The organism is Abyssisolibacter sp. ZYX002, assembly GCF_056892235.1.
Genome location: NZ_JARMXH010000009.1, coordinates 11700 through 28104 on the forward strand (window position 1 = coordinate 11700; position 16405 = coordinate 28104).

The window sequence follows — 16405 nt, forward strand, 5'->3', positions numbered from 1 at the left end:
TATTATCACCCTGCTTTATTAAGCTTTTTAGCCATATTTTTTATTAGTGAACCTACGATTAAGGTTGTAACTATCATTATTGTCGCGATTGCAGATGCCTCTGTCCAATTATTAAGAGTAGATGTTTTTTGCTTTATCAGTGTTGATAAAACCATAGATTTACTCCCTCCTAAAAGCTGTGGCGTAGTATATGCTGTAAGGCTACCTGTGAATACCAATACACTACCAACTATAAGTCCCGGTATACTGAGTGGTAAAATAACTTTCAAGAAAGCTTTTAATTTTGATGCCCCTAAACTCTCTGCCGCCTCTGTCAAATCGGAGCTTATGTTCTCCATCACACCTACTAGTGACATAATCATTAATGGTAAGAATAAATACACTAATCCAATAACTATAGAAACTTCGTTGTATAGTAGCTTTAATGGTTTATCTATTATACTCAACTTCATAAGCATAGTATTTAACAAACCTTTTTTTCCCAAAATAACCATCCAACTAAAAGATCTTACTACTGCACTTGTTAATAAGGGAAATACTGCAAACATAATATATAAGCCCCTCACTTTTTTGTTTGTTGTTGATATATAGTAAGCTGTTGGAAAACCCAGTATGATAGCTATGATAGTTGTTATGCTAGCCAACTTGATTGTTCTTATGTACACACTTATAAAGTGCTTGTTTGTAAACAATTTTATATATGTATGAGCTGTTATTCCGTCTGAACCTTTAAATGTTTGTGATATAGTAATTAAAATAGGTATTATTAAAAAAAGTGTTAGGACTAGTACACCAGGGATTAGCATCAAATATATTAGTTTGTTTTTACGCATTATGATCACTTCCTTTTGGACATACCTCACTCTTACCTGTACTTTCTCTTTTTATAAGCTCAGGGTATAAAGTAATAAGCTGTGGCTTATTTTTATTGTTCATTTGATCGATAATTGACTTTATTGCTAATTCACCCATTCTCTCCAGTGGATAGGATATTGTAGTGAGATTTGGGGTTATTGAACATGCAAGGTCTATATCATCAAACCCGACAACTGACATATCTCTAGGTACTCTTAATCCTATATGATTACAGTAATTAATTGCACCAATACCCATCAAATCATTAGCTGCTAGAATTGCTGTTATATGTACTCCTTTTTCAACTAACGACTTATGCATGTTATATCCATCATTCATTCTAAAATCACCAAACACTATTAGTTCTTCATCTACCTCTAGATTTGAATCTATCAGACATTGCTTATATCCTTCCATCCTTTTGTAAGAAACTTGCATTGTCTCTGGGCCACCAAAAAAGGCTATTCTTTTATGTCCCATATCTACTAGGTGCTTTGTTGCAATATAACCTGCATATTCATTGTTTACTGCAACGGAACTAACCATCATATTTCTTATCTCTCTGTCCATTATTACTATTGGTAGTTTTAATTCCTTTGCTTTATTTATTATTTCTTCGTATTTGTAAGATGACGCATAAACTAAGCCATCTACCTTATTTTTAACTGAATCAATTGGATGTTGATTGTTTTTTATGACACTATCTATATTTATAAGCAGAGTATTGTATCCATACTTATCAAATATAGCAGTCATAATTTTTGTCATCTTACCAAAGAAGGGGTTTTCTATATCTGGTACTATTAATCCTATTGTATTTGTATATGAGATGTTTCCCTCTACTTCTCTCACTAGAGGTTTATATCCTAACTCCTCAATAGCTGATAATATCCTTTTTTTAGTATCAGGTTTAACATTAGCAGAGCCATTGAGTACTCTTGAAACAGTAGATATAGATGTATTAGCTAGCTTTGCTACATCTTTAATTTTAGCCATTAAGATGCTCCTTTCTTGAAACTTATGAAAATACTTTCATAAGTCATGAAAACTTTTTCAAAATGATTATATCATAAAAATACATATATTAAAATATTTTTTTAAAACATCGTTCGTATTATTTTGTGTTTATATAGTAAACGTTGGATTATATTACTGCGGTAGGTATAAACATTATAGTGGTTTTTCGGATATATTTAGATCATTAATGGAGATTACACCAAATTAAAGAAAAGAAAATAAAATGTATAAGAATTTAGTATAAGATAGGGATCATTATATATTATGTTCTATTATGTATCGCTCCTACTATAAATAAGTGGATCTAAAGCCAAAGCATAAAAATTAATTTAATAATTATTGATGAAAAAGTAATCAAAAAAAGCCCCGTTGCTTTGTTTAAACGTCAGAGCTTTAAATTTTTGTCTATTAGATTACTTATCTTAACCTTTATTTAATATTGTTTCAAATTTTGAAAGATCTATAATTTTATCACATTCTTTTACAAGCCTCTCATCATGCGTTGCAAGTATAACTGTAGCCCCACTTTGAACTCGCCTTTTAAGTAAGTCTATTACAAGTTGGCGGTTCTTTGCATCTAGTGAAGCTGTCGGCTCATCAGCATATATGATATTCGCATTTTTGAAAATAGAGCGTGCTACTCCTAAACGCTGCTTCTCTCCTCCTGAAAGATCTGAAGCAAGTTCTTTTCCTCTACCATCAAGCCCATTTAATTTCCATTGAAAAATTTAGCATTCTTCTATCACCTTAATTATCACTTTGTCAATTTTTATACAAACTCAAGTGCTTTTTTATTTTTTTGTTAACAACATATTTCCTATAATCAGATTACATCTTATAGCATATATTATATTCTATTTTTTATATATAATTTGTTAGTTTTTTTATCTGTAGGATTGTACTAAACAATATATAACTTACCCCTTTATACAGAACAAAAGTTAAGATGCTCTATCCTTTCATAGAGCATCTATTTTTATAGAGTAGTTTTTTCTCTTTTCGTATTTAATATATGTTCATACACTTCCACTAACAAATAGTTATCTCTCAATGTTATATTATTTAAAGATTCTTTTCTTTACTAATGTTAAACTAAATTATACTACTAACTACAACTTTCCATATAAAACAGGTAACTCAATATGGCTAGGGTATTTTGTCCCATGATATATCTTTTGAGTTGCAATAATTGGCTTTGGCTCATCAAAAGGATTTTTTCCCGTATTAGTATTTGGAAAGAACATGTATTGATTCGACGATGTTATAATAACTCTTAACTTATGTCCCTTTTTAAATACATGACCTTGATAAGGCAATTCTATCCTGTATTTTTCTACTTTCCCAGGTGTTAATAATTTTGGTTTATTAAAGCCATTTCTATATTCTGCTCTTATTGCATTATCGCAGATTTTTCTTGATACACCTTTCTCATCAATCTCTGCAATAATAACATTCCAATCTGTATCAACTGCACTACTTGATGCATAGAATTCAGCATGCATAGCTCCTGCTATTGCTAAATCTTCTGCTAAAGGTTTAGATGTATAAATTGCTGTATCGTTTCTCATTTCTAGTTCATTAAGTACAATAGGCGCACATTCCATCATATCCTCTGAGCCAAATGCATTTTTAGGATCGTATTTATATACATCTTTCATAGTTTTTGCTGGGGCAGATACTATTTTACCATCACCTAAACGAGAATTAGCGTTGCCATCACTAGCTAGATAAATATTAGTTGATGTTGTCTCCTTTGGATTCCAATCATCTGATGTCATCCATTTATTTTCAGTATCTAGATAATATGTTGCTCTTGGTTTTTTATCCTCTCCATTTTTTATATCTTTTAGGAATCTATCAAACCATTTTAATATTCTAATATCAAAGTTATAGTCAATGGCATTGTTACCGTATTTGAAATCCATCATATCTCTATTACTATTAAGTCCGTGATGCCATGGCCCTAATACTATTCTTCTATTAGGTACATCATGCTTTGTTAATGCCCTCCAACTTTCTGCCACACCTTTAATGTCACCATCATGCCATCCAGACTGTAGCAGCACAGCAGCTTTAATCTTATGTCCATGCTCAGTTAAGTCTCCATGTCTCCAGAAATCATCATATTTATAATGCTTACTCCAAACACTCCATTGATATGATTCTTTGCCTATTACCTGTTTAGGTATTTCCTTTAATGGCCTTATATTTATAAGACTATCAGCATCTATTTCCTTTCCCTCAAAATCCATTCTTTTGCCAATTGATTGTGCTAGTGACCAGCCTAATGTTAGGAATGATCCAACTGCTCCACCTGGTCTTACAGTATCTATAAATGGTGAACCGACGTTTACCTCACTTACAACCGCTTTAAGATTTGGATGCCCACTTTCAGCAGCCGCCATAACTACATATCCTAAGTATGAGGCGCCCCACATCCCTACATTACCATCTGACCATTTTTGAGATACTATCCAATCAATAGAATCACTAGCATCTTCTCTTTCATGATAATATGGTAGAAACTCTCCCTCAGAATCATCTCTTCCTCTAACATCTTGTAGTACAAGAGCATATCCTCTTGATACATAAGGTAAAAATGGGTCTGCTTCTTCGCTTTTACCATAACATGATCTAATAAAAATCGTTGGAATCTTCTTGTTAGACTTAATACCTTCTGGTAGATATACCTCTGTAGCCAATTTAACCCCGTCTCTCATCTCTACCATGTAATTCCCTAGGTGATTTATTCCATATTTAATAGGCGATAGAATAGGGTCATCATATTTTACTAGTGGAGTTATTTTTTCATAACCCTTTTTTACCATAATTATCATCTGCGTTCCGCCCGGTCGTATAAATCCTATTACTTCTCCATCTACAGTTAATATATCCATAACACGACCAGTTTCTCTTTGAGCCCACAGCTGAGCAGTCACCTTTTTCCCATCTGCTTTTCCAGTATACGTTATATGCTTACTGTACATATCTCCATTTTGCAGCCTTATTTCTTCACCTTTCCATTCACCTTCACAATAGCTATTTATATTTTTATAAAGCATTTCATAATTAAGGCCACCACGGTTATCCTCTGGCTTAAGTTTATTATAATATAATTTAACCCTTGTTCTAGCATCTACACGAGCTATTTCTACTTTATCTTCAGTAAATCTTACTGCTCCCTCATACAAACCACCTTTGTATATGGAAAATTCCGTATCATATAAATAACTGCTCTTACCTATGTTTGCCCCTTTATCTTCTATTCCTTTACAATCTACAATGAAAATATTTAAGACTAATACACATACTAGTAATATGCTAAGCGTCTTCTTCATTTTTTAACCCTCCCAATTTAAATTCTATATTCTATTTATGCAAGCACTAATATAATTAATCCCCTCCTTTTAATAAACTATTATGTTAACTAGTCCCATTAGCAAACGTTTTCACAGGATAGATCTTTCTACCCCAGCATAGCCGGGGGGAATATTTGAGGAAATTGTACTTGTCCTAATAATGCCGTGGATAAATACTAAAAATTTAGTCTATTAACTACATCTTACCGTACAAAACTGGTAGTTCAATATGGCTAGGGTATTTTGTACCATGATATATCTTTTGAGTTGCAATAATTGGCTCTGGCTCATCAAAAGGATCTACTCCAGTATTAGTATTTGGAAAGAACATGTATTGATTTGACGATGTTATAATCACTCTTAACTTATATCCCTTTTTAAATACATGCCCTTGATAAGGCAATTCTATCCTGTATTTTTCAACTTCCCCAGGTGTTAATAATTCTGGGTTATTAAAGCCTTTTCTATATTCTGCTCTTAAGGCATTATCACAGATTTTTCTTGATACACCATCTTCATCAATCTCTGCAATAATAACATTCCAGTCTGTATCTACTGCACTACTTGATGCATAGAATTCAGCATGCATAGCTCCAACTACTGCTAAATCTTCTGTTAAAGGTTCAGATGTATACACTACTGTATCACTTCTCATCTCTAGTTCATTAAGTACAATAGGCTCACATTCCATCATATCCTCAGTACCAAATGCATTCTTAGGATCATATTTATATATATCCTCCATAGTTTCTGCTGGAGAAGATACTATTTTACCATCACCTAAACGAGAGTTAGCATTGCCATTACTAGCTAGATAAACATTCGTTAATGTTGTCTCCTTTGGATTCCAATCATCTGATGTCATCCATTTATTTTCAGTATCTAAATAATATGTTGCTCTTGGTTTTTTATCCTCTCCATTTTTTATATCTTTTAAGAATCTATCAAACCATTTTAATACTCTAATATCAAAATCATAATCAATGGCATTGTTACCGTATTTGAAATCCATCATATCTCTATTACTATTAAGTCCATGATGCCATGGCCCTAATACTATTCTTCTATTAGGTACATCATGCTTTGTCAACGCTCTCCAGCTTTCTGCCACACCTTTAATGTCACCATCATGCCATCCTGACTGAATCAACATAGCAGCCTTAATCTTATGCCCATGCTCAGTTAAGTCTCCATGTCTCCAGAAATCATCATATTTATAATGCTTACTCCAAACATCCCAGTGATATGATTCTTTGCCTATTACCTCTTTAGGTATTTCCTTTATAGGTCTTATATTTATAACATCATTAGTCTTTACAGACTTGCCCTCAAAAATATCAAAATCCATTCTTCTGTCAACTGATTGAGCTAGAGACCAACCTAATGTTAGCCACGATCCTACTGTTCCGCCTGGTCTTATAGTATCTATAAATGGGGAACCGACATTTACCTCACTTACAACCGCTTTAAGATTTGGATGACCACTTTCAGCAGCAGACATTACTATATATCCTAAGTATGAGGCACCCCACATTCCTACATTACTATCTGACCATTTTTGAGCTACTATCCAATCAATAGTATCGCTAGCGTCATCTCTTTCATGATAATACGGTAGAAATTCTCCTTCTGAATCGTCTTTTCCTCTAACATCTTGTAATACAAAGGCGTATCCTCTTGATACAAAGTGTAAAAACCTACCTACTTCATCACCTTTACCATAACATGTTCTAATGAAAATCGTTGGAATCTTCTCATCAGGTTTAATACCTTCTGGTAGATATACCTCTGTTGCTAACTTAACTCCATCTCTCATCTCTACCATGTAATTTCCAAGAAAGTTTACTCCATATCTAATAGGCGATAGAATAGGGTCATCATATTTAACTAGCGGAGTTACTTTTTCATAACCCTTCTTTACCATAATTATCATTTGCGTTCTGCCAGGTTGTATAAATCCTATTACTTCTCCATCTACAGTTAATATATCAGTAACACGACCATTTTCTCTTTGAGCCCACAGCTGAGAAGTTACCTTTTTCCCATCCACTTCTCCAGTATAAGTTATATGCTTACTGTAGAGATCACCATTTTCCAGCCTTGTTTCCTCACCTTTCCATTCTCCTTCACAATAGCACTTCATATTTTTATAAAGCATATTATAAGGAAGTTCACCTAGAGCATCCTCTTGCTTATATTCATCATAATATAATTGAACCCTCGTTCTAGCATCTACAGGAGCTCTTTTTATTTTATCTTCAGTAAATCTTATTGTTCCCTCATATAAACCAGCTTTGTATATGGAAAACTCAGTATTATATAAATAAATACTCATTCTACAACATCTCCTTATAAATTATTTGAAAATACATGATTTACACTACTTCCATACCTGCTTGAATACTCTCATCCAATTCTCTCCAAGTATTTTTTTAGTATCCATATCAGAATATCCTCTTGAAATTAATCCTCTAGTTATATTAATAAACTGCCTATACTCCTTTAGTCCTATTATATATTCTCTATCAGGACCTTCTTCCTTAACAAATCCCAACTTTGGTGCAACTTCATTTTTCATGGTTTCAATTGACCAAAACGGTTCACTCATTGGCCAATCTGTACCTATCCCTACATGATTCACTCCAACCAAACTAACAATATAATCTATATTATCAAGAACTTTCTCTATAGTGACATTAAACCTATTATCTAAGCGATCCATAAATGTCGGCATTGCAAATACTCCAATAACTCCTCCTGTTTTCGCAATTTTGATTAACTCTTCGTCACTTTTAGCTCTCTTATGAAAATACACACCCTCTGCTGACGTATGTGACGCAATAACTGGTGCTGATGATATATCACAAGCATCTAGTGTGGTTTGCTTACCACAGTGTCCTAAGTCTACAACCATACCTAGCTTATTCATTCTTTCAATAAATTTTTGTCCAAACTGAGTTATTCCAGAACCTGATTTTTCATAGCTTCCTGACCCAATTCTATTTTGAAGGTTATATGTAAGTTGTAAAACTCTCATTCCAAAGTCATATATAGCATCTAGACCATCTATATTGTCCTCTAAACCATCTGGCGATTGACTTTGTACTATACCAGCTTTTTTACCTTCTCTTTTTGCCTTTCTGATATCTTCAACAGTTAATGCCTTTATTAACCAGTCAAATGTATCAAATTGCATTTGAGTAAATACAATATCTTCTACTGAAGTTGTACCTGCTTGCCTACTGCCAGCTGTTATCCCCGAATCATACCAACATTCTTTGAATGCTGGAAGTTTTCCTTCTATTGCATATCTTAATAACAGTTGCTGAGACAAATCTATTTGTTTAAATGGATCGTTTGTAATAGCTAATACATCTTTTCTAGTTTTTTCTTCTATTTCTTTTGTTAAGGAGTATGGTGATAGCGGTCCTTGAAACAGCATATCTATAATAATACTTTCATCATGTATCTTTTTTGCTCGCTCCTCTTGGTCCTTAGTTAGATTAAAGTTATATAAATCTATTTTTGCTCTCAATTTACCTACCTCCTTTATTAATTCCTTCTATTATTTAACATGACAAGATATAAAATGATTGTTTCCAATATCTCTTAACTGCGGGCTTTCTTCTTCACATCTCTTCTTCTTATGAATACATCTAGATGCAAACCTGCATCCTCTCTTAGGATTAATTGGAGTTACTATCTCTCCCTCAAGTATTATTCTCTTTGGTCTATTTCTTAACCTAGGTACAGGTATAGCAGAGAGCAATGCTTCAGTATAGGGATGTGTAGGATTTAAAAACAGCTCAGAAGCTGAAGCTTTTTCAACCAACTGACCTAAATACATAACTGCGATATCATCACTAAAAAACCTAACTACAGATAAATCATGGGTTATAAACATATAAGTCAAATTCTTTTCCTTTTGTAGCTGATTTAAAAGATTTAAAACTTGTGCTTGTATAGATACATCTAGAGCTGATACAGGCTCATCACATACAATGAAACTTGGCTCTAATGCTATTGCCCTTGCTATACCTACCCTTTGTCTCCTGCCTCCATCAAGTTCGTGAGGATAAGTATTTATTAGTCTTTGAGATAGACCAACTGTATCCATTAACTCCTTTACCCTATTATTCAGTTCAGATTTATTGTTACATATTTTATGTATCCTTAAAGGCTCTGCTATCGTTTCACTAACAGTTTTTCTTGGGTTTAAAGATGCAAAGGGATCTTGAAATATCATCTGCATTTCCTTTCTAATCTCTTTCATCTCATTTTTGTTTATTTTGCTTAAATTTTTTCCATTAAATAAAATCTCTCCAGATGTAGGTGTAAGTAAATTAACAGCTAATCTACCTGTAGTTGATTTACCACAACCTGATTCTCCAACAACTCCCAAGGTTTTTCCTTCACTTATATCTAGAGTAATATCATCAACTGCATGTAGCATACCTTTTGGCGTCTTAAAATATTTCTTTAGATTCTTAATCTCCACTAGTTTATTACTTTGCATAATTAATCACCTGCTGACTTTTTTGATTAGTTTCATATAGGAAGCACTTAACGATGTGCTCATCACCAATACTCGTACTTTTAGGTAGTTGCTCCTTACATTTCTTAGATGCATGGTTACATCTTGGATGGAATCTACATCCTGATGGTAAATTCATGGGATCTGCAATATTGCCTTCGATAGGCTGTAAAACTTTTACGTCTTCATCTATCTTTGGTATTGAGTTAAACAATCCAATGGTATATGGATGCTTAGTATTCTCAAAAATATCTTCAAGTGTTCCAAATTCAATTATCTCACCAGCATACATAATAGCAACCTTATCACAAATCTCTGCAACCACCCCTAAGTCATGAGTTATAAAAAGCACGGATGTATTAAATTGTGCTTTAAGCTGACGCATCATATCTAACACTTGAGCTTGTATGGTAACATCTAATGCCGTAGTTGGCTCATCAGCTAATAACAAATGTGGATTACATGCAAGCGCTATCGCTATAATAACTCTTTGCTTCATCCCTCCTGAAAACTGGTGGGGATATTCTTTTCCTCTTTCTTTTGGTATCCCAACCTTTTCGAGCATTTCTCCAGCCTTCTCAAATGATTCTTCTGTAGTTACATCTTGATGAATTTCTATAACCTCAGCAACTTGGTCTATTACGGTCAGTACAGGGTTCAACGCTGTCATAGGATCCTGAAAAATCATTGATACTTTGTCACTTCTCACCATTCTCATTTCATCTTCATTTAGTTTAAGTATATCCTGGCCATCTATTATGATTTGTCCTCCATCTATCTTAGCTGGAGGTGACTGTAATAATCTCATAATACCCAAGGCTGTAGTTGTTTTGCCAGCACCAGTTTCTCCAACTAAACCTATTGTCTCTCCTTTGTTAATTACTAAGTCTATCCCATTAACCGCCTTTACAACACCTTCAGATGTATAATAATTTATATCTAAATCTTTAATTTCAAGTAATTTATCCTTCACCGCTAGTTCCTCCTATTCCTTCATCTTAGGGTCTATTGCATCTCTTAGTCCATCACCAAGAAGATTTAGAAATACTACTGTAATCATAATCATAATACCTGGTATTACAGTAACATGCCATGCTTCACGTATGTATTCCTTTCCTGTGGATAGCATAGCTCCCCATTCAGGTGAAGGAGGCTGCATTCCCAATCCTATAAAGCTTAGTCCACTAATAGCCATAATTGTTCCACCAACACCTAATGCTGCTTGTACAATAATAGGTGATAATGTATTTGGCAAGATATGCTTATAAATAATGGTCATGTCACTTGCTCCCATACACTTTGCTGCTTCAATAAATTCAAGATTTTTTACGGTTAAAAACTGCCCTCTTACGAGTCTTGCCATGAAAGGGATGTTTGAAATAGAGACTGCAATAATAAGATTAACAAAGCTTGTCCCTAAAGCAGATACTATCGCTAAACACATAAGTATAGGTGGAAGAGCTAAAAAAACATCCGTACATCTCATAATAAAATTATCTAGTTTTCCTCCATAATACCCTGCTGTAGCACCCAAAATTATACCAGCAGAAATCCCTATAATTTGTGATATTATACCTACACTTAATGATATTCTCATACCATGAGCTATTCTCGCTAAAATATCTCTGCCCAATTCATCTGTTCCAAATAAATGTTTACTATTAGGTGCCATTAATCTATTTGCTATATTAGGCTTAGTCACTACACTCTTATAGTCGAATAATACATCGGCAAATATTGCTATCAGTAAAAAAACTGCAAGCACACATAATGAGAGCACTGCCACTTTATTACGCTTCATCCTTCTCCATGCTTCTAGCCATAGACTTCTCTTTTTGTAAGTTTTTTCATCACTTAATGCCTTACTCATCTTAGCACCTCCAATTTTATGCACTTTTAATCTCAGTCTTTATTCTAGGGTCAATAATTCCATACGCTATATCTACTAATAAATTTACTATAGTAAATACAGAAGCTAAAAGTATTACACACGCAAAAACAGTTGGCATATCTTTTGATCTTATGTGAGTTACCATTAAGCGACCTATACCATTGATTCCAAATACAGTCTCTATTAATACTGAACCACCAAAGGAACCTGCAAATCCTATACCCATTGAAGTTATTACTGGTATTAATGCATTCCTTATCGCATGCTTTCTAATTATTTTAACGGGTTTTACCCCCTTAGCTTTTGCTGTACGTATATAGTCTTGACGCATTACATCTAGCATAGATGCCCTGGTTACTCTAGTATCAATAGCTATACCTGCAGTACACATGGTTATTACAGGTAAGATATACGCAAGTACACTTTCTAAACCTGTAGATGGAAGCCATCCAAGCTTTACAGAAAAAATTAATACTAATATTAACCCGAACCAAAAGGCTGGTATAGACGCAAGAACCATTGAAGCAATCCTTATTATATTATCCTGCATACAATTTTGTTTAACTGCTGAATATATCCCCAAGGGAATAGCACATATGACTATAAGTAAAGTACTTAAAAGTGCTAGCTTTAATGTATTGGGCAATCTAGAAGCTATCAAATCTACTACAGGCTCATTATTAGCATAGGATGTGCCAAAATCTCCTGTTATTGCATTACCAATATATCTAAAATATTGGACTATTAAATGATCATTTAAACCCAGTTCCTCTCTTAAAGCTTCTACTTGATATGATTTAGCACCACTACCAAGTATAAGCCTAGCAGGATCTCCAGGAGTAAATGATAATATTACAAAGACTAAAAAAGTTACGCATAATAAAATCGGTATTAAATATAATAGTCTTTTAATTATATATTTTAACATCATATCCCTCCAAGCTGATATAGTTAGGTAACTAGCTATTTTATTTTAATTTAGTTTATTCTACATATTAAAATCAAAAATAAATATACGGTTAACTTAATTTATAAAACAGGCTTATATGTAATATCTACACCATAAATTATATATCTTGCAACTACGACACCCCGTATATTTATTTATTATACTTTATCTAATTATTTACTCTAAATACGCTTTACTCAAATCTAGATATGGATATGCTATTTTAACATCTAACCCTTTAAGTTTTGAACTCGTTACATAATAAGATAAAGGATTTAGTAATGGAATATATGCTGCAGAATCTGCACCAATCACTTGGATTTTATCATAAATTTCTTTACTCTTAGCTGCATCCACCTCTTTTAAACCTTGTTGAATTAACTTGTCTATCTCTGGATTAACATAATAAGAATTATTTGCATATGAGCCTGCCATTTTACTATAGTATACATTTACACCACCTGATGGATGAAGATTGTCCATAGACCAACTAGCTATTGTCATTTGTAGCGTACCAGCATCTAGACCCTCAATAAACGTTCCAAACTCTAATTGCTCTACTTCTACATTAATTCCTACCTCTCCTAAGTTCGATTGTATTAATTCAGCAGTTGATTTTTTTCCAGCATCGTATATAGTTATTTTAAGATCAAAACCATTTTCATATCCTGCTTCTTTTAATAATTCTTTTGCTTTATCTATATTGTATTCAAATTTTTTAATATTATCGTTATAGCTTGGTAATACCTTTGGTACCATACTATGTGAGATACTAGAGCCACCTGATAAGATTTTTATTGCTTCTTTATCTATAGCGTGAGCAATAGCTTGTCTAACTAATTTACTTTTTAATGGCTCATATTTACAATTCAAAGATGTAAATACAGTTCCTGCATCCTCTTTGATTATAGATTTTATTTTATCAGTAGTCTTACTTCTTTCATGCTCCTTTGATGATAGCTCAAGAGCTAAATCTGCTTCTCCAGTCTCTAATGCAATATATCTACTAGATCTCTCTGGAATTGCTTTAAATACTATATTTTTAAGTTTAGGTTTTTCAAAAGGATAATCTTCCCATCTTTCTAGAATTATTTTGTCTCCTTTTATATATTCTTTTACTATATATGGACCAGTTCCTATTGGATTACTAGCATATTTATCTCCTAATTCCTTTACAGCTCTTTCACAAGCAATACTAACAAGAGGTATCATATCAACTAAATTACTTCTAATTCCATCAGTATGTATCAAAACCTTGTTGTCTCCTTTTGCTTCTACAGATTTTATTCCTTCTACTGTAGAACTAGAAGCTGGTATAGATTTGTATCTGTTAAATGTAAATACTATATCAGATAGCTTTAAATCATCTCCGTTATGGAATTTTACACCTTTTTTAATAACAAATTCCCATGTATCTCCATCTACATTTGACCATGATTCAGCAATTGCTGGTATAAGTTTTCCGTCTTCATCTAAACTAATCAAACTATCATATACATGTGTAGCAGCAATATTATGAGCTTTACTTCTAAGATAAGGAGGATCAAAAGTATCTTCAACAGAGCCTACTGCAAGTACTATTTTATCCTTATTTGCCTCTTTATCCTTGATTTCACCACTATTTGTTGTTTTCGTACCTTTACAGCCTATAACTAAAATATTTAATATTAATACACATACCAATAATATACTAAACTTTTTTTTCATTTATCTAAACCTCCTAAATTAAATTCTATACTCATTTTATACAAACAATGATATAACCAATATCCCTCCTTTTTACTAAACTATTATGTTAACTAATCTCCTTAAAGATATATAATCGCAAACGTTTTCATGAACAAAAATATCATATACCTGTTTTTTAATTGATTAATTGTATAATATATCGATATGATTTTGACTATATATTGTAACGGGTTTCTAATAAGAATCAAAATATTATGTTCAAAATTTGTTTATTATCATTATGCAACTTCTATATTTGTATTTAGCAAATTATTTTTTTGATATTATAAAAATTTTTTATACTTAAGATAAATTATAGTTGATTCGATGGCAATTGTCAAATAATTTAGAATTATATAAATATTTATAATGTTAAAATATATCTGTTATACTTTCCCCTATAAGAATACTAATTTATTTAATAAATTCTCTTTTGTTAGTTTTTGTCGAAGAACAATGTCAAAAAATCCTTGTGAATCACTTTTTAATTATTGATATTCAAATCTAATGTCTTCATTTTTTCAGCTTAACTTTATACTAATTAATAACAAAACTAAAGGGAGGTAGTTAATACTCCAATTAGTATTAACTACCTCCCTTTATTATTATTTGTTAAGGTAAATTTGGATATCCTAAAACTATTCTGTCCACCATATTATCCTTGATCAATAAGACTAATCCCATATATTTAGACACATCTTCTGATTTAACATTCTCACAATCCATATCTATATACATAGCTTCATTGTATTGACTATAATATTTCTTGGGTTTGGATCTAGTCAAAATATTATTAATTGCACTAACTTCATGTCCAGTTGTTGTTGTGCTGTTTAGTTTATAGATTTCTCTTGTCCCGAATTTATTAATTACTTCGTCAACTGTCATCCCGACTTTTAAACCACATGCTAGTTCCATGTTCTGTCCTATAACATCAAATCTTTTAATACTATCTTTAGAGTTTGGCTCATCAAGCTGTTTATCATAAAAAAATAGTTCTAACTCCATGCTTTCATATTTAACATTTAAAAAATAATTGTAATCATCTGTACCTGCCATACGCAATTTATATGAATCAACCTTTATTGGTTGCCCAAAATGTTTTATAATATCTTCGTAAGATGCATTTAGAACTTGCTTATCATTAAGATATAAATCGTCTAAATTAAAACTCCAAGTATTATCCTTTGATACATCGCTTAACAATAATTGAAATTCTTCTATAAGCTCTAAGCTTGATAATATCTCATCTATTTTTGCGTATTTAGCGTTGTTTGAGTTTAGTTCTATACTTTTAGCTAAACTCTTTATAGCATAATCAAAGTTCTTCATCAAAGTATATATTCTAGCTTTTTCAAAATAAAGTGAATCATCATTAGTCACTAATTCTATAGCAGTATCTAAAGTTTGTATACCTTCTTGGTATTTTTTTGATTCTTGTAACACTCTCGTTTTATTGATATACGCTAGTGTATTTCTTTCGTCTAACTCAATTACTTTATTAAATGCTTGTAGCGCATTGTCATACTGTTTTAACTCTTTGTATATAACCCCTTTACAAAAAAAGGCATCTGAGTAATTAGAGTTTAACTTGATTGCTATATCAAGAGCTTCTATAGCTTTATTATAATCTTGCATGACATATAAATCTCTACCTTTTTCATAATAAGCATTAGCATATGTAGGATTTGCAAAAATCGCTTTATCATATAGATCAATAGCATCTTCTGGCTTTCCTAGACCCGAAAGCAACGCACCTTTACCAACATAAGCCTCAGCATAGTTTTTATTTAATTGGATAGCTTTATCGTAAGCTTTTATTGCTTCATCATTATAACCTTTTTGATGTAATTCTACAGCTTTTTGATAACTTAGTTTTGCCTTATCTGTATTTTCTGATGCTACATTATCACTTTGTACGCTCTTATTGCAACCTATCAAAGATATAGAGAGTAAACAAATCATAATTATAAATGAAACCATTCCCCTTTTGTACATATATCCCCCTCTTTTCTAATCCGTATATTTTTACTACATTACATAATTTGCTTAAATGCATAAAATAAAAAATC

General features: G+C 32.3%; 12 protein-coding genes. All 12 read right to left on the reverse strand.

Going from position 1 to position 16405, the window contains the following annotated elements:
- Window positions 1–5: 5 nt before the first annotated feature.
- The gene (locus tag P3X86_RS18235) at window positions 6–833 is read right to left on the reverse strand and encodes an ABC transporter permease (RefSeq protein ID WP_483294164.1); all 828 of its coding nucleotides are present in this window, start codon (window positions 831–833) and stop codon (window positions 6–8) included.
- Window positions 826–1851, reverse strand: coding sequence for a LacI family DNA-binding transcriptional regulator (locus tag P3X86_RS18240; protein WP_483294165.1), 1026 nt, complete (start codon window positions 1849–1851; stop codon window positions 826–828). Before P3X86_RS18240 ends, P3X86_RS18235 begins: the two co-directional genes overlap by 8 nt.
- A gap of 443 nt (window positions 1852–2294) precedes the next feature.
- Window positions 2295–2600 carry an ATP-binding cassette domain-containing protein gene (locus P3X86_RS18245; RefSeq protein ID WP_483294252.1) on the reverse strand — a complete coding sequence of 102 codons (306 nt, stop codon included), beginning with the start codon at window positions 2598–2600 and terminating at the stop codon, window positions 2295–2297.
- Between the two features lie 381 nt (window positions 2601–2981).
- Window positions 2982–5210, reverse strand: a complete 2229-nt coding sequence (locus P3X86_RS18250) for a CocE/NonD family hydrolase (protein WP_483294166.1) — start codon at window positions 5208–5210, stop codon at window positions 2982–2984.
- 217 nt (window positions 5211–5427) lie between these two features.
- On the reverse strand, window positions 5428–7566 hold the full coding sequence (locus P3X86_RS18255; RefSeq protein ID WP_483294167.1) for a CocE/NonD family hydrolase: 2139 nt from the start codon (window positions 7564–7566) through the stop codon (window positions 5428–5430).
- A 45-nt stretch (window positions 7567–7611) separates the two neighbouring features.
- Complete coding sequence (locus P3X86_RS18260) at window positions 7612–8766, reverse strand: dipeptidase (RefSeq protein ID WP_483294168.1); 1155 nt, start codon at window positions 8764–8766, stop codon at window positions 7612–7614.
- A 30-nt stretch (window positions 8767–8796) separates the two neighbouring features.
- Window positions 8797–9747, reverse strand: a complete 951-nt coding sequence (locus tag P3X86_RS18265; protein ID WP_483294169.1) for an ABC transporter ATP-binding protein — start codon at window positions 9745–9747, stop codon at window positions 8797–8799.
- Window positions 9737–10738: an ABC transporter ATP-binding protein gene (locus P3X86_RS18270; protein ID WP_483294170.1), complete on the reverse strand. Its 1002-nt coding sequence runs from the start codon at window positions 10736–10738 to the stop codon at window positions 9737–9739. Before P3X86_RS18270 ends, P3X86_RS18265 begins: the two co-directional genes overlap by 11 nt.
- A gap of 12 nt (window positions 10739–10750) precedes the next feature.
- Window positions 10751–11635, reverse strand: coding sequence for an ABC transporter permease (locus P3X86_RS18275; protein ID WP_483294171.1), 885 nt, complete (start codon window positions 11633–11635; stop codon window positions 10751–10753).
- Between the two features lie 16 nt (window positions 11636–11651).
- Window positions 11652–12584, reverse strand: coding sequence for an ABC transporter permease (locus tag P3X86_RS18280; protein WP_483294172.1), 933 nt, complete (start codon window positions 12582–12584; stop codon window positions 11652–11654).
- A 198-nt stretch (window positions 12585–12782) separates the two neighbouring features.
- Window positions 12783–14312 carry an ABC transporter substrate-binding protein gene (locus P3X86_RS18285; RefSeq protein WP_483294173.1) on the reverse strand — a complete coding sequence of 510 codons (1530 nt, stop codon included), beginning with the start codon at window positions 14310–14312 and terminating at the stop codon, window positions 12783–12785.
- 633 nt (window positions 14313–14945) lie between these two features.
- Window positions 14946–16331: a tetratricopeptide repeat protein gene (locus tag P3X86_RS18290; RefSeq protein ID WP_483294174.1), complete on the reverse strand. Its 1386-nt coding sequence runs from the start codon at window positions 16329–16331 to the stop codon at window positions 14946–14948.
- Between the last annotated feature and the right edge of the window lie 74 nt (window positions 16332–16405).